Annotated in this window: 11 protein-coding genes; 5 read left to right on the forward strand and 6 right to left on the reverse strand. The window is 45.5% G+C overall.

Annotated elements, in window-relative coordinates; translation table 11 throughout:
* Window positions 1–93: 93 nt before the first annotated feature.
* Entirely contained in the window at window positions 94–2,808 is a 2,715-nt protein-coding gene (gene malT, locus AAC854_RS02760; protein WP_340615795.1) for an HTH-type transcriptional regulator MalT, read from the reverse strand.
* 356 nt (window positions 2,809–3,164) lie between these two features.
* Here malT and malP point away from each other — a divergent pair, with 356 nt between their 5' ends.
* Together malP and malQ are read left to right on the forward strand one after the other, a co-directional pair.
* A complete protein-coding gene (gene malP / locus AAC854_RS02765) occupies window positions 3,165–5,609 on the forward strand; it encodes a maltodextrin phosphorylase (protein ID WP_340615796.1) in 2,445 nt (814 codons plus the stop codon).
* 9 nt (window positions 5,610–5,618) lie between these two features.
* Window positions 5,619–7,766, forward strand: a complete 2,148-nt coding sequence (gene malQ, locus AAC854_RS02770; protein WP_340615797.1) for a 4-alpha-glucanotransferase — start codon at window positions 5,619–5,621, stop codon at window positions 7,764–7,766.
* A 47-nt stretch (window positions 7,767–7,813) separates the two neighbouring features.
* Here the strand turns inward: malQ and malG are convergent, their stop codons facing one another.
* The 3 genes from malG to malE form a co-directional block, all read right to left on the reverse strand.
* Window positions 7,814–8,704, reverse strand: coding sequence for a maltose ABC transporter permease MalG (malG, locus tag AAC854_RS02775; protein WP_340615798.1), 891 nt, complete (start codon window positions 8,702–8,704; stop codon window positions 7,814–7,816).
* Between the two features lie 12 nt (window positions 8,705–8,716).
* Window positions 8,717–10,273, reverse strand: coding sequence for a maltose ABC transporter permease MalF (gene malF / locus AAC854_RS02780; RefSeq protein ID WP_340615799.1), 1,557 nt, complete (start codon window positions 10,271–10,273; stop codon window positions 8,717–8,719).
* 115 nt (window positions 10,274–10,388) lie between these two features.
* A complete protein-coding gene (malE, locus tag AAC854_RS02785) occupies window positions 10,389–11,567 on the reverse strand; it encodes a maltose/maltodextrin ABC transporter substrate-binding protein MalE (protein ID WP_422824034.1) in 1,179 nt (392 codons plus the stop codon).
* A gap of 385 nt (window positions 11,568–11,952) precedes the next feature.
* Between malE and malK the strand changes: the two genes are divergently transcribed.
* Genes malK through malM form a run of 3 tightly spaced genes read left to right on the forward strand, consistent with a single transcriptional unit; the run spans window position 11,953 to window position 15,315 of the window.
* Complete coding sequence (malK, locus tag AAC854_RS02790; protein WP_099114166.1) at window positions 11,953–13,062, forward strand: maltose/maltodextrin ABC transporter ATP-binding protein MalK; 1,110 nt, start codon at window positions 11,953–11,955, stop codon at window positions 13,060–13,062.
* A 34-nt stretch (window positions 13,063–13,096) separates the two neighbouring features.
* Window positions 13,097–14,353 carry a maltoporin gene (locus AAC854_RS02795; protein ID WP_340615800.1) on the forward strand — a complete coding sequence of 419 codons (1,257 nt, stop codon included), beginning with the start codon at window positions 13,097–13,099 and terminating at the stop codon, window positions 14,351–14,353.
* On the forward strand, window positions 14,353–15,315 hold the full coding sequence (malM, locus tag AAC854_RS02800) for a maltose operon protein MalM (protein ID WP_340615801.1): 963 nt from the start codon (window positions 14,353–14,355) through the stop codon (window positions 15,313–15,315). The genes AAC854_RS02795 and malM overlap by 1 nt, the downstream gene beginning before the upstream one ends.
* Before the next feature lie 429 nt (window positions 15,316–15,744).
* Here the strand turns inward: malM and AAC854_RS02805 are convergent, their stop codons facing one another.
* Window positions 15,745–17,040, reverse strand: coding sequence for a polysaccharide deacetylase family protein (locus tag AAC854_RS02805; RefSeq protein WP_340615802.1), 1,296 nt, complete (start codon window positions 17,038–17,040; stop codon window positions 15,745–15,747).
* A gap of 95 nt (window positions 17,041–17,135) precedes the next feature.
* Window positions 17,136–21,356: a DNA-directed RNA polymerase subunit beta' gene (rpoC, locus tag AAC854_RS02810; protein ID WP_340615803.1), complete on the reverse strand. Its 4,221-nt coding sequence runs from the start codon at window positions 21,354–21,356 to the stop codon at window positions 17,136–17,138.
* Window positions 21,357–21,437 lie beyond the last annotated feature (81 nt).

Consider the following 21,437-nt stretch of genomic DNA (forward strand, 5'->3'; position numbering starts at 1 on the left):
AAAAATTATTTAATATTTGAAATATCATATATTTTTCCATTAATATTTTTTTATTATATTAAACCAAAAGTAAATCACTTCTGGAAATAGCCATTAAACCCCCAACCCCATCATTTGCATCAAATTCTGAGCCTGATGAATAGCTTCCTGCCGATGAGTAATGCCCATTTTCTGATATAAATTACGTATATGGGTTTTAATAGTTGTCGTAGCGACATCCAATTCGGCAGCTATCTGGTCGTTGCTGTAGCCAGAATAAATCAGCCCCAATACCTGCCATTCACGCTGGGTAAGCGGGCTATTACGAATCAGTTCTGGCACATCAGGATGATGAATCAATTGTTCGACAAACGCTTCATCAAAGTGGGCAAATTTATGTCGGTGCTGGCGGTTGATTTCCCGCAGGATACGCTGTGCCCGATGTTGTTCCATTTCCGGCAAAATATTAAGCTGGATCAGCTGGCGTAATTGCAAAGCCATCAGTTCCCCTTCAATGACAAAGTGGCTGATGAATCCCGTGCGATTAGCCAAACGCAAAGCTTCCATCAAAACATCCTGAGCCTCAGCTTTCCGTCCAAGCTGCCAGTAAAGCAGATTGCACAGCAGAAGATTTCTGTTCAGGTCGCTGACCAGCGCCAACTCTCTTGCGTATTTATTCAGTGTCTTTAAGATAGATTCGGCTTCCGCATACTGCCCCAGCAGGATTTGTGCGCGGGCAATATTGCGCCATTGATTTTGATTGAAGTGATTACAGAAACTTTCAGGCCGTTCTGCCTGCACCAGCCATTGAGTCATCGAATTGCTGTCTTCCACACTCTGCCAGATAATAACGCGCAGTTTGTCAGTGTTCGTCCGCCAATCACGGTGATACTGACCATTACTCAGCAAATTCTCACAACGGGATAGATAACGGCGGGCATTATCAATATCTCCACGAATCAAAGAACATTTCGCCAATTGAGTCAGACATTGTAATTGCTGCTGTGGCTGGAAATTAGACAACACGTCCAATCCTTGGCGGGCCGCTTCTTCCGATTCATCAATGCGTGCCCAACACCACAAAAGCTGTGAGCGAATTCTCAGTAGAAACTCATGCATCGGCAATTGTTCCAAATGCTGCTCACGAATTAAATCAAAAGCATGGGTTTGGATATCATAAGCAGCCTGTAAATAACCCTGAGCCAGTAAAATCTCACTTTGTTGCAGCAACGCCCATAAAGCATAGTGGTAAACATGGCAAAGGCGGGCAAGTTGCTCCGTCTGCTTCATCAGAGCCAGCGCACTAACCAGTTGCCCATTGCAATGCAATACTTCGCCTTTCACCGACATAGCCACAATACGACCATATTGATTATCCGGCAGCAGGGTCGCCAGCGCCTTTTCAGCCAAGGCATCCGCATCGGCTGGCCGCCCATCGTTAATTGCCACTTGAGCGCGCAAAGCATCAAACTCCGCCAGCAACTCTGGTTCAATAACTATTTGTTTCTGCTTAAGCGATTGCTCCGTCTGATTCAATAAGGCATTCACCTCATAGTGGCGGTGCTGACTTTGTGCCAGCCACGCTTGCAACAGTACCAAACGCGGGCTTTCCAATAATTGTTCATATGGCAGTGCATTCATGCACTCTTCCAGCAAAGACAGTTTGCTGTGGTTAAACAGATCCCAGGCATGTTGCAGTAAAATATCCCGCAACAACACGCTATCCCCAGCGGCAAGGGCATGGTGAATAGCTTCTCCCGGATATCCCTGCATCAACCATCCTTTCACTGCCGCTCTGTGTAATTCAGGCAATTTCGCCGCCATTTCCCATTGGCAGCGCTGGCGCAAAAATGATGCAAACAAAGGATGAAAACAGAACCATTCGCCGGAATCATCCATTCGCTGAATAAACAGCCCCTGACGCTCAATATCTTCAAGGCGCTGCTGGCCGTTTTCTTCTCCCGTCAGACAAACAATCAAACCATCATTCATGGAACGCAAGATAGAACTATGCAGCAAAAAATCCCGCGTCGCTTGATCTACACGATTTAACACCTCATCCACAAGATAATCCGCAAGATGGCTGGCATTAATCCCCGAAAGGCGCTTCGCTGACATTTCAGCCGTGTTGCCCGATTGACGGGCAGAAAGCGCAATAAGCTGCAAGGCCGTCGCCCATCCTGCAACGTCATTGCACAACTGTTTGCAATTATCGGCATCCAGTGGATTCGCCAGCCGTTTGGCAAAGAATTGCTGAGTTTCCTGATAATCGAAAGCTAATTGCTGACTATCAATCTCCAATAGCTGTTCACGCACACGTAAATTTGCCACGCCTAATGAAGGCAAATGGCGCGATAAAATTATCAGCGTTAAATTCTCTGGCTGGTGGCGGAGAAAAAAGCGCATCGCTTCGTGAATAAGGTCATTTTCGATAAGATGGTAATCATCAATCACCAGAAAAATTGGCTGCTGCCATTCACTGAGTTCAATAAAAAGTTGAGCAAACAGTGCGGATAAATTGGCATACTGATGCTTCTGAGCCAGCACCTCACTTTTCGCACAGTGACTTTGCGTTGCCTGCTGAATAGCAGCTATCAAGTAGCTGGCAAAACGCTCTGGCTGATTGTCGCTGTCATCGAGAGAATACCAGCCCAGATTATCCCGTCCGGCAGCCCATTGTGACATAAGGGTGGTTTTACCATACCCTGCCGGACTGGTTATCAACACCAAGCGATAATCTTGTGCCTCTTTGAGCTTTTCTAACAGACGCTCCCGCATAACCATATTATTCAGGCGAAGTGGACGACTGAGTTTCGATGGGATAAGCATTAATTTTCTCCCCCACACAGGCAATGAATAAAACTGATACCAGAATTCCGTTTGATGCGATTGGCTGACTTACGCCCTTAACATACATCAATGCCAACCAAATTTAGAGAAACGCCCATCTTTTGCAAACAAGTTGTTTGATTTCATTGTGTTAAATTGCACCCTGTCACATTCTTTCACTACAATCTTTCTATTTCTCTATGAAATTGCGAAAAGATTCGAAAGAAATGGCTACGCCCTTGCACTCCTCCCCGCGAATATTTTCACGGGATGATGTTTCCCATGCCATGAGCATTCAGCATATTCCGCTAAAGAATCTCTACATTTTCCTTATTCAGTGACAGGATGACGACGCCATGCAACAATTCGAATCAGGTGAAAAAACCAAGCTAAATAAAGCCACATTCCAAGCGGCTCTCACACGCCAATGGCAACGCTTTGGTCTTACCTCCTCACAAGAGATGACCCCACATCAGTGGTGGCTCGCCGTGAGTGCCGCACTTTCTGAATTACTTCCTCTTTCTTCCCAGAAAAATCATGGTAACCCCTCTCATGGCAATCCATCCCAAAGTAAGCAACGTCATGTGAACTATATTTCGATGGAGTTCCTGATAGGCCGCCTGACGGCTAATAACTTATTGAATCTGGGGTGGTATGACGATGTGCAGGCTTATCTGGCGGAAGAAGGCATCGTTTTAACTGATTTGCTGGAAGAAGAAACCGATCCTGCATTGGGTAACGGCGGGCTGGGGCGGTTGGCAGCTTGCTTTCTTGATTCCATGGCAACAATCAATCAACCCGCCACAGGATATGGCCTGAATTACCAATACGGCCTGTTCCGCCAATCCTTTGAACACGGGCAACAGATCGAAGCACCCGATAATTGGGAACGAGAGTCTTACCCGTGGTTCCACCATAACACCCAGCTAAAAGTTGATGTTAGTTTTGGTGGCGAAATCGTGACAACTGCCGATGGTCATGAAACGTGGAACCCGGCATTTACCCTGATTGGCGAAGCGTGGGATTTACCGGTAATTGGGTATGGCAATGGCATTACTCAACCACTGCGCTTATGGCAGGCAACATATGATAGCCCCTTTGATCTATCACTTTTCAATGATGGGCAATTTCTGCTTGCTGAACAGCAAGGCATTGACGCCGCCAGCTTAACCAAGGTGCTCTATCCGAACGATAATCATCAGGCCGGCAAACGCCTGCGCCTGATGCAACAATACTTCCAATGTGCCTGTGCCGTGGCAGATATTCTGTGCCGTCACCAACAAGCAGGGCGTAAAATAGAAGAACTGTCACGTTACGAAGTTATCCAGCTTAACGATACTCATCCAACTATCGCTATTCCTGAAATGATGCGTCTTCTGCTGGATGAATACCAGTTAGATTGGGAAACAGCATGGAAAATTACGGGACAAACATTCGCCTATACTAACCATACACTTCTGCCGGAAGGCCTGGAACGTTGGGATGAAAAGCTGGTTATTGATCTCCTGCCACGTCACCACCGCATCATTCAAGAAATCAACCGACGCTTTAAAGAAACCGTGGAGCAAACCTGGCCTGACAACCAACAAGTCTGGGAAAAACTGGCGGTTATCCATGACAATCAGGTAAGAATGGCTAATCTCTGCGTTGTCGCCTGTTTTGCCGTCAATGGCGTCGCAGCACTGCATTCATCTTTGATCGTGTCTGATTTATTCCCTGAATATAATCAATTGTGGCCAACAAAATTCCACAACGTCACCAATGGGGTAACTCCCCGTCGTTGGTTAAAACAGTGCAACCCAGCGCTTTCTTCATTAATCAGCCAGACATTAAACCAAGAATGGGTTAATGATCTTGATGCTCTCAAACAACTCGAACCTTATGCTGATGACGCCACGTTTTGTACAGCTTATCGCACCATCAAACAGGAAAATAAAATTCGCTTGTCCAACCATGTGAATAAGGTGATGGGGCTCAAACTTGATCCGCATGCCATTTTCGATGTGCAGATAAAACGCCTGCATGAATACAAGCGTCAGCATTTGAACCTGCTCCATATTTTGTCACTTTACCGACAAATTCAGGAAAATCCGGCTTTGGATATCCACCCCCGTGTTTTCTTGTTCGGTGCCAAAGCGGCTCCCGGTTACTATCTGGCGAAAAACATCATTTCAGCCATTAATCATGCGGCGGAAAAGATCAATCATGATCCGATCGTCCGCGATCGCATCAAGATTGCCTTCATCCCTGACTACAACGTTTCCGTAGCGGAACTGATGATCCCCGCCGCTGATGTATCAGAGCAAATCTCCACTGCGGGCAAAGAAGCCTCCGGAACAGGCAACATGAAACTGGCCTTAAACGGCGCGCTCACTATCGGAACACTGGATGGCGCAAATGTCGAAATCGCCGAACAGGTCGGAGACGACAATATCTTTATCTTCGGTAAAACTGTGGAAGAGGCAAAAGCCCTGCTGAATAGTGGCTACAATCCACACGATATTCTTCAACAAGATCATCATCTGAAAGGCATATTGGATTCCCTTGCTAATGGCGAATTCAGCCACGGAGATACACACGCATTTGATCTCATGTTACATAGCCTGATTGATGCTGGTGACCCTTATTTAGTGCTGGCTGATTTTGCCTCCTATTGCCATGCCCATAAGCAAATTGATTCCCTGTATCGTGACTCTCAACGTTGGACACGCAGTGCTGTACTCAACACTGCCCGGATGAGTAAATTTAGTTCTGACCGCACTATTCGGGATTACCAACAGCGTATTTGGCAAACCAAATAGGGATTGAGCATGGAAAACAAATGGCTAGATGATTTAGCAACTGAAGCCGGTATTACCAGCGAATATATTAATGCCTATGGAAAACCACAGGCGATCCCGGCTGAAACCCGGCATCGGATATTGGAAGCCATGAGTAAAAATACACCGGTCGATAGACCGGTTTCTTACTTACAGGATTCTTTTTCACCTCAGGTTAAAGTGATTATTCAAGGTCAGGAGATAACTCTGCCGCTAAAAGAGCTAAACAGTTACCAATGGCAGATAACCACTGAACAAGGGGAAGTGCTTCATGGTCACTGTCAGCATCAACTCACTTTGCCAAGCGACCTCCCTTTGGGGTATCACACTCTGACGCTGATACCAAAAGCGGAACAAGAAGCCCGTTCTCAACAACAAACTTTGCAACTCATTGTTGCTCCTGAACGTTGTTATGAACCACAGGCGCTGATACATGGAGAAAAACTTTGGGGCGCTTGCGTTCAGCTTTATACCCTGCGCTCAGAACATAACTGGGGAATTGGTGATTTTGGCGATCTGAAATACATGTTGCAAGAACTGGCATTGCGTGGAGGTGCTTTTGTCGGCCTGAATCCTCTTCATGCCATCTATCCTGCCATGCCTGAAAATGCCAGCCCTTACAGCCCATCCTCCCGTCACTGGCTCAATATCATCTATATTGCAGTGCATCAGGTAGAGGATTTTAAGGATAGTGCCAAAGCACAAGCATGGTGGCACTCACCGGAAACACAGCTCAAACTCCAGCAAGCCCGCCAGGCAGAATGGGTTGATTACACAACTGTCATGGCACTAAAAATGGCCGCCCTACGTCTCGCTTATCCACAATTTAAAAACCGAATCGGCAATGATCCCCAGAAAATTGCTTTCCAACAATTTGTAACCAAAGGCGGCAAAAACCTTTACTCTCAAGCAGCTTATGATGCACTTCACCATAAACTATATGGAGAAAACAATATTTACTGGGGCTGGCCGGTATGGCCGGAAAAATATCGTGAATTCGACAGTGAGGCAGTGAAAAAATTTTGTCATTCACACCCTCAGGAAATCGAATTTTTCCTTTGGTTACAATGGATAGCTGATATTCAACTTGCTGAATGCTTCACAACCAGCCAATCGAACCACATGCCGATAGGCATTTACCGTGATCTCGCCGTGGGTGTAGCCCAAGGAGGCTCTGAAACATGGTGTAACCGCAACATTTATTGCACTCAGGCATCGGTAGGAGCACCACCTGACATTCTGGGACCACTGGGGCAAAATTGGGGGCTTCCGCCAATGAATCCTCATGTATTAAAAGCTCAGTCATATCAACCGTTCATTGAGTTATTACGTAGCAATATGCGTCATTGCGGTGCATTGCGTATCGATCATGTGATGTCTTTACTCAGACTCTGGTGGATCCCCCAAGGAGAAACGGCTGATAAAGGTGTCTATGTCCATTATCCGGTCGATGATCTTCTGGCGATACTGGCACTGGAAAGCCAGCGTCATCATTGTCTGGTGATTGGTGAAGATTTGGGTATTGTCCCGGAAGAGATTGTAGATAAGTTACGCGTTCGGGGCGTTTATTCATATAAAGTGTTTTACTTTGAACGCAACGAGCGAGGTGAATATCGCTCCCCTGATGAATATCCTGTGCAAGCAATGGCAACCATTACCACTCATGATTTACCTACCTTACGTGGATTTTGGCAAAACGGAGATCTCTCTTTAGGAGAAGACATTGGCTTGTACCCCGATAAAGCACTGCTTGCTGAGTTACATACTGAACGTAAACGTTGCAGGCAAGCATTATTGGCAAGTTTAAATCAACATGGCTATTTATCAGAAACATTGCCTATAACGGATAAACAGCCATCATCACAGCAAACTGCATTACAGGGGCAAGCCGAACACCCCATGTCTGCTTCTATCAATTACGCTGTACATCACTATATCGCTCATAGCAATTGCGCCTTATTAGGATTACAGCCTGAAGACTGGCTAGATATGGAAAACCCCGTCAATATTCCCGGTACAACTGAGGAATATCCCAACTGGCGACGCAAGCTCACTGTCACATTGGAAGCTATGTTTACGGATGCGCATATCAGGCAATTATTGCAAACAGTAAGAGAAGCCAGAAAACAAGCTTCATAAACCAGCTAAACCGGCAACGATCGTTATCCTATCGTTGCCGATTTATTTCAGCCTTTCACGCCTCCCGATGTCAACCCACCGACCAACCAGCGTTGAGCAACCAAGAAAACTACCGTAATAGGAATAGCTGACAGCACAGCCGCAGCGGCAAAGTCTCCCCAAAGATAATTTTGTGGGTGAAGATATTGCTGCATACCCACTGCCAACGTGTAATTATCTACATCCCGTAATAGCAGGGATGCAACAGGCACTTCGGTAATCACACCAATAAAAGATAGGATAAACACAACAGCCAATATCGGTACAGAAAGTGGTAGCAATATCAAACGGAAAACTTGCCACGTTGTCGCCCCATCCAGCATGGCAGACTCTTCAAGCGAACGATCTATCGTTTCAAAATAGCCTTTGATCGTCCACACATGCAGAGCAATCCCTCCCATATAGGCAAAAATCACGCCACCGTGGGTATTGAGCCCAAGGAAAGGGATATATTCCCCTATCCGATCAAACAAAGCATATAACGCGACTAATGAGAGTACAGCAGGGAACATCTGAAAAATCAGCATACTTTTCAGTAAAGTACTTTTGCCACGAAAACGCATGCGGGCAAACGCATAAGCACAGGTTGTTGACAGTACAACAATTCCAATCGCAGTAATGGACGCAACTTTTACTGAATTCCAAAGCCACTGCATAACCGGAAATGGCGGCGGAACCACTCTTCCATCAGGGGATTCCACACTATAACCAAATGCCAGTTTCCAGTGTTCCCAAGAAATGGTGTCTGGGATCAGGCTACCAGTGGCAAAATTCCCCGGGCGCAAAGAAATAGCAATCACCATCAACAAAGGAAATAAAATCAAGGCAATAAAAGCCAGCATAAACGCATGCGTTGCCCATACCCGCCAACGTTGCGATTTAGGTTGTACCATCGCCATATTCTTCTCTCCTCAATCAAATTTAATGCGGGTGGTTTTCAAATTGATGATGGCTAATGCCCCCACTAACAGGAAGATTAACGTCGCAATCGCTGCTGCCAGACCAAAATCCTGTCCGCCACCGCCTTCAAATGCAATGCGGTAGGTATAACTCACTAAAAGATCGGTATAACCCGCAGGAGTCGTTGTACCAATATGGTCAGGTCTGCCGTTGGTTAACAATTGAATCAGAACAAAGTTATTAAAGTTAAAAGCAAAGCTGGCAATCATTAACGGTGTCAGTGGCTTAATCAACAGCGGGAAGGTTATTTTGGTGAAGTTCTGCCATGCCCCTGCACCATCAATGGCTGACGCTTCATAGAGATCATCAGGAATAGCCTTAAGCAGCCCCATGCAAAGAATCATCATATAGGGATAGCCCAGCCAGGTATTTACGATAATCAACATCGTCCGGGCCAGAGTTGGATCTGTAAACCAATCTGGTTTAAGACCAAACAGGCCGTTAAGCACTAGATTAATTTCACCGAAACTCTGGTTAAACAATCCCTTAAAAATCAAAATGGAGATAAAAGAAGGAACGGCATAAGGCAAGATAAGGAGTACACGATAAATAGCCCGTCCTTTAAGGGCTTCCCACTGCACAATACACGCGAGGATCATTCCTAATGCAACCGTTAATACTACCGTCAGCAGCGAGAAGATCACCGTCCAGACAAAAATAGACAAAAAAGGTTTTTGAATACCTTCATCCTGTATCACCCGCAGGAAATTTTTCCAGCCAATGGAAACTGTAAACCCCGGGCTTAATGTTTCCTGTCCCCAACCACTATCAGCATTAACGGATTGATAAAACCCTGTCTCCATATTCGGCCGGTATTGCACGCTGGTTTGTTTATTGGTCAATGTGGCGCCATCTTCTTCAAGGGAATAAAGAGAATGTATAGCGGAAAACTGGCGTAATGAACTCATCCGTAACTGACCGCCATCGGGAAGAACCGCGACCAATCGGCCCAAGGCTTGGCGATTTTGGGTAATCGTACGTAATGTTGCCGCATCACCTTCAACACTTTTCTCTTGTTCACGTAGAGGTAAGGTAATGTCTTCCGTCTCAGAAAAAGAAAAAGGCATTGATACCAGTGGTTGAGTGCTGTCTGGAACGCTCAGCGCCAGAACCCACTTATCAGATGCAGGGTAGAGTTTGTAATTAAAGGATTGCCCCGCCTGATATTGACGACTCATTAAGACAGTCTGGGCACGTTCAAAAGTTAATTGGTTGGTACTGCTATAGTTTGTGAAAGCAATGGCAATCGTGCAAATAAGCGGAAACAGTATAAACAACCCTATTCCAGCAATTCCTGGGTAGGTATAGCGCCAAACATACGCTTTGCGATTGGCAAAAACATAAATACCGCTTCCCAGTAATATCAATGTCAACATAGCAAACAGGTATTCTCCCTGCGCATACATCAATACAACCAGATAACCGGTAAAAAGCAGGCACACACCTACAGCAAACCATTTCAAGGCAGGATGCTGCCACCATACTGTTTTTTCTAATGTCGCTGACATCTTGCACTTCCTGTTACGATTACTCGAGATAAAATTCCCGTAATTCAATTCCCGTAATTAAGGGCCTATCCAATGGGTACTCAGGCTCCTTTCACATCAGGAGCCTGTTATTTGTTTATTTTGTCATTCTTGATTCAGCATCATTAAGCGCAGCATCTATTGTCTGACGACCATTAATACTGTTAAGAACAGCGCTGCGCATGGCGTACCAGAAGCTACTCATTTGAGAGATATTAGGCATAATTTCACCTTTCTGAGCATTTTCCATCGTGGCAGCAATACGTGGATCTTTCGCAAGGACCTCCTGATAAGATTTCAAAGCCACCGCTCCCAACGGCTTATCTTTATCTATCATTGTTAAGCCTTCGTTCGTAAGCAGATAGTTCTCCAAAAACTCCTTCGCCAATTCTTTATTGGGGCTGGCCGCATTAATTCCTGCCGTTAAAATACCCACAAAAGGTTTAGATGGCTTTCCTTTGAATGTCGGCAATAACGTAACGCCATAGTTAATTTTGTTTTTATCTATATTTGTCCATGCCCACGGGCCGTTTATCGTCATTGCTGTTTTGCCTTTATTAAAGTTGACTTCAGCAATCGAGTAATCGATATCAGCACTGAGATGTTTGTTTTTGACTAAATCGACCAAAAACTGCATACCTGCTTTAGAACCCGCGTTATTCACTCCGCTATCTTTAACGTTATAAGTCCCGTTTTCTGCCTTGAAAGCGTAACCGCCATCTGCGGAAATCAGTGGCCAGGTGAAATAAGGTTCCTGCAAATTGAACATGATTGCGCTTTTATTTTGCTTTTTCAGTTCATTATCCAATGCAGGAATTTCTTCCCATGTTTTAGGCGGAGATTTGATTAAATCTTTATTGTAGATAAGAGAAAGCGCTTCAACTGCAACAGGATATCCCATCAGTTTTCCATCATAACGAACAGCATCCCAAGTAAAAGGGAATAGCTTATTGATGAAAGCGCTGTCAGGTGTAATTTCAGAGACTAAACCGGATTGAGCGTAACCACCAAAACGATCATGTGCCCAAAAAATGATATCCGGCCCGCCTCCTGTAGCCGCTATTTGGGTATATTTTTCTTCCAGCTTGTCAGGGTGTTCAACAACAACAGGAATTCCCGTTTCCTTTGCAAATTTTTCACCGACCTGAGCCAGTCCATTGTAGCCTTTATCTCCATTGATCCAAATCACCAGCTTGCCTTCCTCAAACTTTGCAAAAGCTGGGGCAGACAATACCAATGTCGTTAAAACAGACAGCATAAGGGTGCGGGTACCCATTTGAAAATTTTTTTTGATCATCATTCCGCCCTTTTATCATTTGTCAGTTCAGATGAGTTTCTTCATTACTCATTTCTTTGCTACATGGCTAAAAAATGGTTCTCAGTGTGCAATTAATAGAAAAAAGACTCATCCTCCCCTGCTCTACGCCTCAATCAGAATGAGTGTGAGCTGGGTTACAAAAATAATTAAAATCATAACGTTAACACCAAGAAGGTATTATTTTTTGCGATTTGAATCACATCTTATCTGACAATTGGCTCCTTCATCCCCTAACCGCATTAATCTCATCATCCTGATTCCTCCCCCATAAAAAACTCGGGAATGGAGGATTCTTACACCTGTTATTTTGTACACAATCTTGCCAATCCGAGGGAGGGAACAAATGTCTAGCGTCACATTCCGCAATGTATCTAAATCATATGGTGAAACAGTCATCTCCAGAGATCTCAATCTTGATATTCAGGAAGGAGAATTTGTCGTATTTGTCGGCCCATCAGGGTGTGGAAAATCGACGTTACTGAGGATGATCGCGGGCTTGGAAGACATCACATCCGGTGATTTGCTGATGGCGGGAAAACGGATGAATGATGTTCCACCCGCTAAGCGCAGCGTCGGCATGGTTTTTCAATCTTATGCGCTATATCCCCATCTCTCTGTTGCTGACAACATGTCATTCGGCATGAAGCTGGCAGGAGTCAAAAAAAGTGATATTCAAAAACGGGTGCAACAGGTTGCAGAAACCCTCCAGCTTGCTCATTTGCTCGATCGTCGCCCTAAGGCACTATCCGGTGGGCAACGCCAACGGGTCGCGATTGGGAGAACACTTGTCGCAGAGCCAAATATCTTTCTGCTGGATGAGCCTCTTTCTAATCTGGATGCGGCCTTACGTGTACAAATGAGAATTGAGATTTCACGTCTGCACAAGCGCCTGCAACGCACGATGATTTATGTAACCCATGATCAGACTGAAGCCATGACGCTGGCGGATAAAATTGTTGTGCTGGATGGTGGAAACATTGCTCAGGTCGGCAAACCTCTTGAAATTTATCACTACCCTGCCAATCGCTTTGTTGCAGGTTTTATTGGTTCACCGAAAATGAATTTCCTACCTGTCAAAGTCTCAGCTATTGCCGTCGATCAGGTACAAATTACCCTGCCTAATGGTCAACTTGTTTGGTTGCCTGTTGAAAGTAAAGGACTCACTGTTGGTAGTAATGTCTCTTTGGGAATTCGCCCCGAACACCTTTTGCCTAATGATGTTGCTGATGTTACGTTAGAGGGGACAGTACAGATAGTGGAACAACTGGGTAATGAAACCCAAATTCACATCCGCATACCTGCCATTCACCAAAACTTAGTCTACCGCCAGCCTGATATTGTTCTCGTGCAAGAAGGAGCAGACTTCACTATCGGGTTAGCTCCCCACCGTTGCCATCTTTTCCGCGAAGATGGAACTGCATGCCAACGTTTACATAAAGAACCCGGGATCTAGATCCGCGGTTATCAAAAATAACAGGAGAATCATTATGCGTATATTGCCTCTCTCATTGGCCATGCTCACTGGTTTGTTATCCATGCAGGCTGCTGCGGTAGATTTCCACGGCTATGCCCGTTCAGGAATTGGCTGGACAGGTAGCGGCGGCGATCAAAAATGCGCCCCAGTCACAGGCGCTCAGAGTAAGTACCGTCTCGGCAATGAATGTGAAACCTATGCGGAACTTAAGCTAGGTCAGGAATTATGGAAAGAAGGTGACAAGAGTTTCTATTTTGATACCAATTTAGCTTACTCCGTATCTCAAGAAAAAGACTGGGAATCAACCAATCCTGCTTTCCGTGAAGCAAACGTAAAAGCAACCAATATCATTGACTGGTTGCCCGGTTCTACATTGTGGGCAGGTAAACGTTTCTACCAACGCCATGATGTTCATATGATCGACTTCTATTACTGGGATATTTCTGGCCCCGGCGCAGGGTTGGAGAATATTGATCTTGGTTTCGGCAACCTTTCCTTTGCTGTAACCCGCAATACAGAATCCGGTGGCTCACATGGCTGGGTTGCGGGTGAACATAAAAAAATCTCAACCTCAAATGATGTTTTCGATATAAGACTCGCTAAATTACCCGTCAATGATGGCGGCACATTGGAGCTTGGCATTAATTATGGACGCGCTAATGCACGCAAAGGATATCAGCTTGATCACAAGGCATCCAAAGACGGTGTGATGCTGACTGCTGAACATACCCAAAGTATGCTCGGTGGTTTCAACAAATTTGTCTTACAGTATGCAACTGACGCTATGACTTCCAGCAGGAATGGGCGTGTTGAAGGCGCTAGTGTCAACAATGACGGGCATATGCTGCGCGTTCTGAATCATGGTGCCATCAGTGTTGCAAAAAACTGGGATCTGATGTACGTCGCCATGTATCAAGATATTGATCTCGACAATAACAATGGCGATACATGGTACACGGTAGGTGTCCGCCCAATGTACAAATGGACACCAGTAATGAGTACCTTGATGGAAGTTGGCTATGACAATGTAAAATCCCAACGAACCAGCAAGAGCAATAATCAGTACAAAATTACACTGGCCCAACAGTGGCAAGCCGGTGATAGTATCTGGTCACGCCCTGCCATTCGTTTATTCGCTACCTACACCAAATGGGATGAGAAGTGGGGTTATAATAACGGCGTAGCTTATCGTGATACACCAGCGCACCGATTCAGCCGTGGTAACAGCGATGAATTTACGTTTGGTGCTCAGTTTGAGGCTTGGTGGTGATGAAAACGAAATTACTCGTGCTTTGTCTCAGTACGTTATTCTACAGCATGATTCCTGCCGGAAGTTATGCTGCATCGAATGCTGTAATCACTAATAAAGCAAATTCAGGAATAGAAACATCCAACGCTATTGCACCAAGGTTGTCTCTGTCAGCCTTACACAAGTTACAATGGCAGCCCATTAGTACGCATGACACACAAACCGTTATTCTCAGTGGCGCGTCACAACAACTTAATAATGAGGATATCCGCGGGGCGATAGCGGCATTTGCTTTGCCTGCTAATCAAGGTTCATTAGAGATCACGTTAAACAGTCTGATAAAGGATAATCAGGTATATTCGCCAAATGTTCTGGTACTTGATGAACAATTGAACCCTGCTGCCTTTTATCCAAACCACTATTTTCACTATCAACAACCGGGCATTATGTCCGTTGACAGGCTTCAGGGTGTATTAAAACTGACGCCTGCATTGGGACAACAGCGAATTTATTTACTGGTTTATACAACTCTTGCTGATTTGCAGTCCTCTACACAAATGGTCAATCCTGCTAAAGCCTATGCACAAGGAGTAGGTAACGCAGTGCCGGATATTCCGGATCCGATCGCTCGCCATACGGAAACAGGAACTTTAACGCTAAAAGTGAAGTCAGAACGTGATGCCGGCAATATTCTGATTGGTCAGGTATTTTCTACACCAGCACCAAAACCCGTTACCATAGGCTCTACACAAGAGGTATCCACTTCACCAGTAAGAACAACCCCTGTGGCTGTACCACAATCTACGGCACCCGCAGCTAAACCTGTACTGAGCGATACAGAACAGTATTTCAATAATGCCATCAAGAGAGCTATTAATCATGGTGATATTGATAAGGCGCTGAAACTGTTGGATGAAGCGGAACGTCTGGGTTCCCCAACCGCACGAGAAACTTTTATTAAGCTGATAAAAAATAAAGGCTAAATTTAATTCATGAAAGGGTTATAGTGATATCTAGTTCTCAAACTCAATAAGCTATAACCCTGTCATTATTTCTTAACAGGCTTTTGTTATCACTCATTACTGTATGATATTTAATTAAAATTCTCTTTAACTCCCTTTCTTATCAAGGTACTTTTTTATTTTCCCGCGAAATTTATAGACGAAACCAATAACCAACACTAATAATAAGATAATAAACATAATTCTGGGTATTATTACTGAAAATAACAAACAGAATAAAATACCCATAGACAGCAACGAAATAACGATATCCTTCATTGCAACATTAAATAACCATGCAATAAACTTAATAGTATACTTTATGATTTTATAAAATATTTCCAGTATTGTTGCTAACACATCTACCAATATATCCACCAGCATCATTCCTTGTAAAAAATATTTTACATCTTACATACGATTATCAATTGGCTGCAAAGGCATTGATTTCGGATTATTAGCAATCATTTTTGCCATTTTTTCAATCGGATCTGTCCTTAGTATATATAAACGTTTCAGGGAAAATGGGTTATCACCCAGCTGTACTTTACCTTGTATCGTGGTAACCGCCAAATGAAACCCGGCTTGTTCAGCTGCTTTCATGGCTGTCGGGTTATATCCACCAAAAGGATACGAGAGGTAAAGCACATGAGGGTTAAACTGTGACAAGGCTCGTCTGGAACGTTCGAAATCATACAAAATAGTACGATATGACCGACTGAATAGTATGGGTTGCTTATTTTTCCCCAAGCGATGTAAAAAGTGGGTATGTGATTGAAAATCAAACACATCCTGCATGGTATATAATTCAGAGAGGCTGGTAAATTGCAGACTATCAGGGTTCCATTTCTGCGGATGACGTTTAATACGAGATGAAATAATAAAAAATGTCGCTTTCTGTTTGTTTTCTTTCAAAATTGGGTAAGCATAACGATACACAGACTTCAAGCCATCATCAAAAGTCAAAGCAACTACTTTTGCTGGCAAATTAATGGTGCCATTTATATAACCTTCCAATTCATATAATGAAATTGTGGTGTAACCTGCTTGCTTCAAATAAGCCATCTGCTCACGAAAGGCTGTCAGAGATGTCGTTGTTGAGGTATGGAGAAAACGTTTATTCTCTTTATCCTGCAAAATATGATGATAGGTTAATAGGGGAATGCCATTATCCAATTCAGCATCCTGATCACTAATGTAGCCTAATCGATCACCCACATTAATTTCATACCAGGTATGACGTGAAGGATCTTGTAACTTACTTACAATCGGGTAACGGAGGTTCTCCATCAAAACACCAACTGGCTCGCTATCAATTTCAGGTGTGCTATAGATTTTGGCTTCTTTAAAAACCACCAAATTTTGGGTAACTTTTTTATGGAGAATATTGAAGGGATCTGCGGGAAACGCCGATTTTTTTATTTTCTTTAAATGCTCTTTGGCAATATAGCCAGTGCCATTACCAAAATGAAACGCATAATAATCTTTATCTTCCCTTTCTTCTTCAAACACCTTCAGGCTTTGCCTTTTCTTTAATACACCAGCCTTGATAACGTGTTCACCGATCCAGGCATAAATTTCACTGTCTCTCGTCGCCTCCATGTAGTGATAGTCAGGCAAGTCATGGGGCTGCGCTAAAGCAGGATAGGAAAAACATAATAAAAGTGGCAAGAAAACCATTGCAATAACATGAACGATTCGTCTCATTTCAATTTTCCATCCAATAAAAAATGCCCTCTACCAAGAGAGGGCATTTCACGATTAGCCATACCTATGTATGCTACGCATCACGATATTAGTCGTTATTTGCTGCTGCTACCGAAACCTGCATTCAACAATTCAGCAAGGTTTGCAGTGGCTTCGTCAACGCTAACTTGTGGTGCTTCAACCACTTCGTTTGCTTGACGACGGCGGATACGATCCTGATGGTAAGCATAACCTGTACCAGCAGGGATCAGACGACCAACGATAACGTTCTCTTTCAGGCCACGCAGTTCATCACGTTTACCTGCAACGGCTGCTTCAGTCAGTACGCGAGTTGTTTCCTGGAACGACGCCGCAGAGATGAAGGATTCTGTTGCCAGTGATGCCTTGGTGATACCCAACAGGTCACGGTGGAAAGTCGCCGGGACCTTACCATCCAATTCCAGCTTACGGTTCGCGACTTTAACGCGCGCGTATTCAACCTGCTCGCCTTCAAGGAATTCAGAACTACCTGAGCTCGCGATGGTAACTTTACGCAGCATCTGACGAACGATAACTTCAATGTGCTTATCGTTAATCTTAACGCCTTGCAGACGGTAAACTTCCTGTACTTCGTTAGTGATGTAACGAGCAACCGCGTGCACACCACGCAGACGCAGAATGTCATGTGGAGATTCTGGGCCATCGGAGATCACGTCACCGCGTTCAACAACTTCACCTTCGAATACGTTGAGCTGACGCCATTTAGGGATCATCTCTTCGTAAGCATCGCCACCATCCAGTGGGCTGATAACCAGACGACGTTTGCCTTTAGTTTCTTTACCGAAGGAAACAATACCGCTGATTTCTGCCAGAATAGCAGGCTCTTTCGGACGACGAGCTTCAAACAGGTCCGCAACGCGTGGCAGACCACCGGTGATATCTTTAGTACCGCCGGATTCTTGAGGAATACGCGCTAACGTATCACCCGCAGAGATGGACATGCCATCTTCCAGCTGAACAATCGCTTTACCCGGCAGGAAGTACTGAGCAGGCATATCTGTACCTGAGATCAGAACATCGTTACCCTGAGCATCAACGATTTTCAGTGATGGACGCAGGTCTTTACCGCTACCGGTACGCTCTGCACTATCCAGAACCACCAGTGAAGACAGGCCGGTCAGTTCGTCCGTCTGACGGGTAATGGTCTGGCCATCAACCATGTCGTAGAACTGAATGATACCGGATACTTCACTCACAACTGGCATGGTATGTGGATCCCAGTTCGCAACGGTTTCGCCGCCGGTTACTGTCTCACCATCACCTTTAGCCAATACCGAGCCGTAAGGGACTTTATAGCTTTCTTTAGTACGGCCGAAATCGTCGATCAGGCGCAATTCGGTATTACGGGAAGTAATAACCAGTTTGCCCGCTGAGTTAGTCACGAATTTCGCGTTGGTCAGTTTCAAGTGACCTTTGTTACGTACCTGAATGCTGGATTCTGCTGCCGCACGAGATGCCGCACCACCGATGTGGAACGTACGCATCGTCAACTGTGTACCTGGCTCACCGATTGACTGTGCCGCGATAACACCAACTGCTTCACCTTTGTTGATGCGATGACCACGAGCAAGGTCGCGACCGTAACAGTTCGCACAAACACCAAAGTCAGTTTCACAGCTTACTACGGAACGTACCTTCACGCTGTCAACGGAGTTTTCTTCTAACAGATCACACCATTTTTCATTCAGCAGTGTATTACGTGCAACCAGAATGTCTGCTGTGCCCGGTTTCAGAACGTCTTCAGCCGTCACACGACCCAATACGCGCTCACGCAATGGTTCTTTAACGTCGCCACCTTCGATAACCGGAGTCATCAGGATACCGTTGTGAGTACCACAGTCGTCTTCAGTCACAACCAAGTCTTGGGCAACGTCAACCAGACGACGAGTCAGGTAACCGGAGTTCGCAGTTTTCAATGCGGTATCCGCAAGACCTTTACGAGCACCATGGGTTGAGATGAAGTACTGGAGTACGTTCAGACCTTCACGGAAGTTCGCGGTAATCGGGGTTTCGATGATGGAGCCATCTGGTGTTGCCATCAGGCCACGCATACCCGCCAACTGACGGATCTGAGCAGCAGAACCACGCGCACCAGAGTCGGCCATCATAAAGATGTTGTTGAAAGAAACTTGCTGTTCTTCTTCACCGTTACGGTTAATAACAGTTTCAGTAGACAGGTTTTCCATCATCGCCTTAGCAACACGTTCGTTCGCCGCAGCCCAGATATCGATAACCTTGTTATAGCGTTCGCCAGCGGTTACCAGACCTGATTGGAACTGTTCCTGAATTTCAGCCACTTCCGCTTCCGCTTCTGCGATGATGCCTTCTTTCTTCTCAGGAATAACCATGTCGTCGATACCTACGGATACCCCTGAACGAGCAGCGTAAGCAAAGCCGGTATACATGGTCTGGTCAGCCAAAATAACCGTTGGTTTCAGGCCCAGTACGCGGTAACAGGTATTCAGCATTCTGGAGATTGCTTTTTTACCCAGCGCCTGGTTAATCAGTGAGTATGGCAGGCCTCTCGGTACGATCATCCACAGGATGGCACGACCGACAGTTGTATCAACCAGCCCTGTATTAACGGTGATATTGCCTTCGCCATCTTTCACTTCTTCAGTGATACGAACTTTGACGCGAGCGTGCAAAGAAGCCAGACCTGCGCGGTAAACACGCTCTGCTTCTTTAGGGCCGCTCAGAACCATGCCTTCGCCTTTCGCGTTAACACAGTCACGAGTCATATAGTACAGACCCAATACAACGTCCTGAGATGGAACGATGATTGGTTCACCGCTCGCCGGAGACAGGATGTTGTTGGTAGACATCATCAGCGCACGCGCTTCCAACTGGGCTTCCAGTGTCAACGGTACGTGAACAGCCATCTGGTCACCATCGAAGTCGGCGTTATAAGCCGCACACACGAGTGGGTGCAACTGGATCGCTTTACCTTCGATCAGAACAGGTTCAAATGCCTGAATACCCAAACGGTGAAGGGTCGGTGCACGGTTCAGCAGAACAGGGTGCTCACGGATCACTTCATCCAGGATATCCCATACGACGGCTTCTTCACGCTCAACCATTTTCTTGGCGGCTTTGATAGTCGTCGCCAGACCACGCAGTTCCAGTTTGCCGTAGATGAATGGCTTGAATAGCTCCAGAGCCATCTTCTTAGGAAGACCACACTGATGCAAACGCAGGTATGGACCTACGGTAATTACGGAACGGCCTGAGTAGTCAACACGTTTACCCAGCAGGTTCTGACGGAAACGACCCTGTTTACCCTTGATCATGTCTGCCAGGGATTTCAGAGGACGCTTATTAGAACCCGTAATCGCCCGACCGCGACGACCGTTGTCCAGCAAGGCATCAACCGCTTCCTGCAACATACGTTTTTCGTTACGTACGATGATGTCTGGCGCAGCCAGATCCAGCAGGCGTTTCAGACGGTTGTTACGGTTAATTACGCGACGATACAGATCGTTCAGGTCTGAAGTTGCGAAACGACCGCCATCCAGTGGAACCAGTGGACGCAGATCCGGTGGCAGAACTGGCAGAACGGTCAGAACCATCCACTCTGGTTTGTTGCCAGACTGAATGAACGCTTCCAGCAGTTTAATACGCTTGGTCAGCTTCTTACGCTTGGTTTCAGAGTTGGTTTCGTTCAGCTCTTCGCGCAAGGTTTCACATTCGTTTTCCAGATCGATGCTTTTCAGCAAAGATTGGATCGCTTCTGCACCCATTTTTGCGTCGAATTCATCACCGAACTCTTCCAAGGCATCCAGATACTGTTCTTCAGTCAGAATCTGGCTACGCTCAAGGCTGGTCATGCCGCCTTCAACAACCACATAGGATTCGAAGTACAGTACGCGTTCAATATCGCGCAGAGGCATATCCAGCAACAAACCGATGCGGGATGGCAGAGATTTCAGGAACCAGATGTGAGCGGTTGGAGATGCCAGCTCGATATGACCCATACGATCACGACGAACTTTAGTCTGGGTTACTTCAACGCCACATTTCTCACAAATCACACCACGGTGTTTCAAACGCTTGTATTTACCACACAAGCATTCGTAGTCTTTTACCGGCCCGAAAATACGTGCACAGAAAAGACCGTCACGTTCAGGCTTGAACGTACGGTAGTTAATAGTTTCTGGCTTTTTTACTTCCCCGAATGACCACGAACGGATCATATCTGGGGAGGCCAGAGCAATTTTGATCGCATCAAACTCTTCGGTCTTAGTTTGCGCTTTCAGAAACTTCAATAAGTCTTTCACGAAATAGCTCCTGTCGGAGTTAGACCTGTTAGGTGAGTGGCCCATGCCACTCCCCCCTATGACCAGTGTAACCACTGGCTG

The sequence above is a fragment of the Xenorhabdus entomophaga genome (assembly GCF_037996725.1).
Taxonomy (GTDB): Bacteria; Pseudomonadota; Gammaproteobacteria; order Enterobacterales; family Enterobacteriaceae; genus Xenorhabdus; species Xenorhabdus khoisanae.

Bases quoted from the DNA above. Each gene is read 5' to 3' on its own strand.
- malE (WP_422824034.1), bottom strand. From the start codon at position 11,567: ATGGGTACCCGCACCCTTATGCTGTCTGTTTTAACGACATTGGTATTG.
- malK (WP_099114166.1), top strand. From the start codon at position 11,953: ATGTCTAGCGTCACATTCCGCAATGTATCTAAATCATATGGTGAAACA.
- malQ (WP_340615797.1), top strand. From the start codon at position 5,619: ATGGAAAACAAATGGCTAGATGATTTAGCAACTGAAGCCGGTATTACC.
- malM (WP_340615801.1), top strand. From the start codon at position 14,353: ATGAAAACGAAATTACTCGTGCTTTGTCTCAGTACGTTATTCTACAGC.
- malF (WP_340615799.1), bottom strand. From the start codon at position 10,273: ATGTCAGCGACATTAGAAAAAACAGTATGGTGGCAGCATCCTGCCTTG.
- malT (WP_340615795.1), bottom strand. From the start codon at position 2,808: ATGCTTATCCCATCGAAACTCAGTCGTCCACTTCGCCTGAATAATATG.
- malP (WP_340615796.1), top strand. From the start codon at position 3,165: ATGCAACAATTCGAATCAGGTGAAAAAACCAAGCTAAATAAAGCCACA.
- AAC854_RS02805 (WP_340615802.1), bottom strand. From the start codon at position 17,040: ATGAGACGAATCGTTCATGTTATTGCAATGGTTTTCTTGCCACTTTTA.
- malG (WP_340615798.1), bottom strand. From the start codon at position 8,704: ATGGCGATGGTACAACCTAAATCGCAACGTTGGCGGGTATGGGCAACG.
- AAC854_RS02795 (WP_340615800.1), top strand. From the start codon at position 13,097: ATGCGTATATTGCCTCTCTCATTGGCCATGCTCACTGGTTTGTTATCC.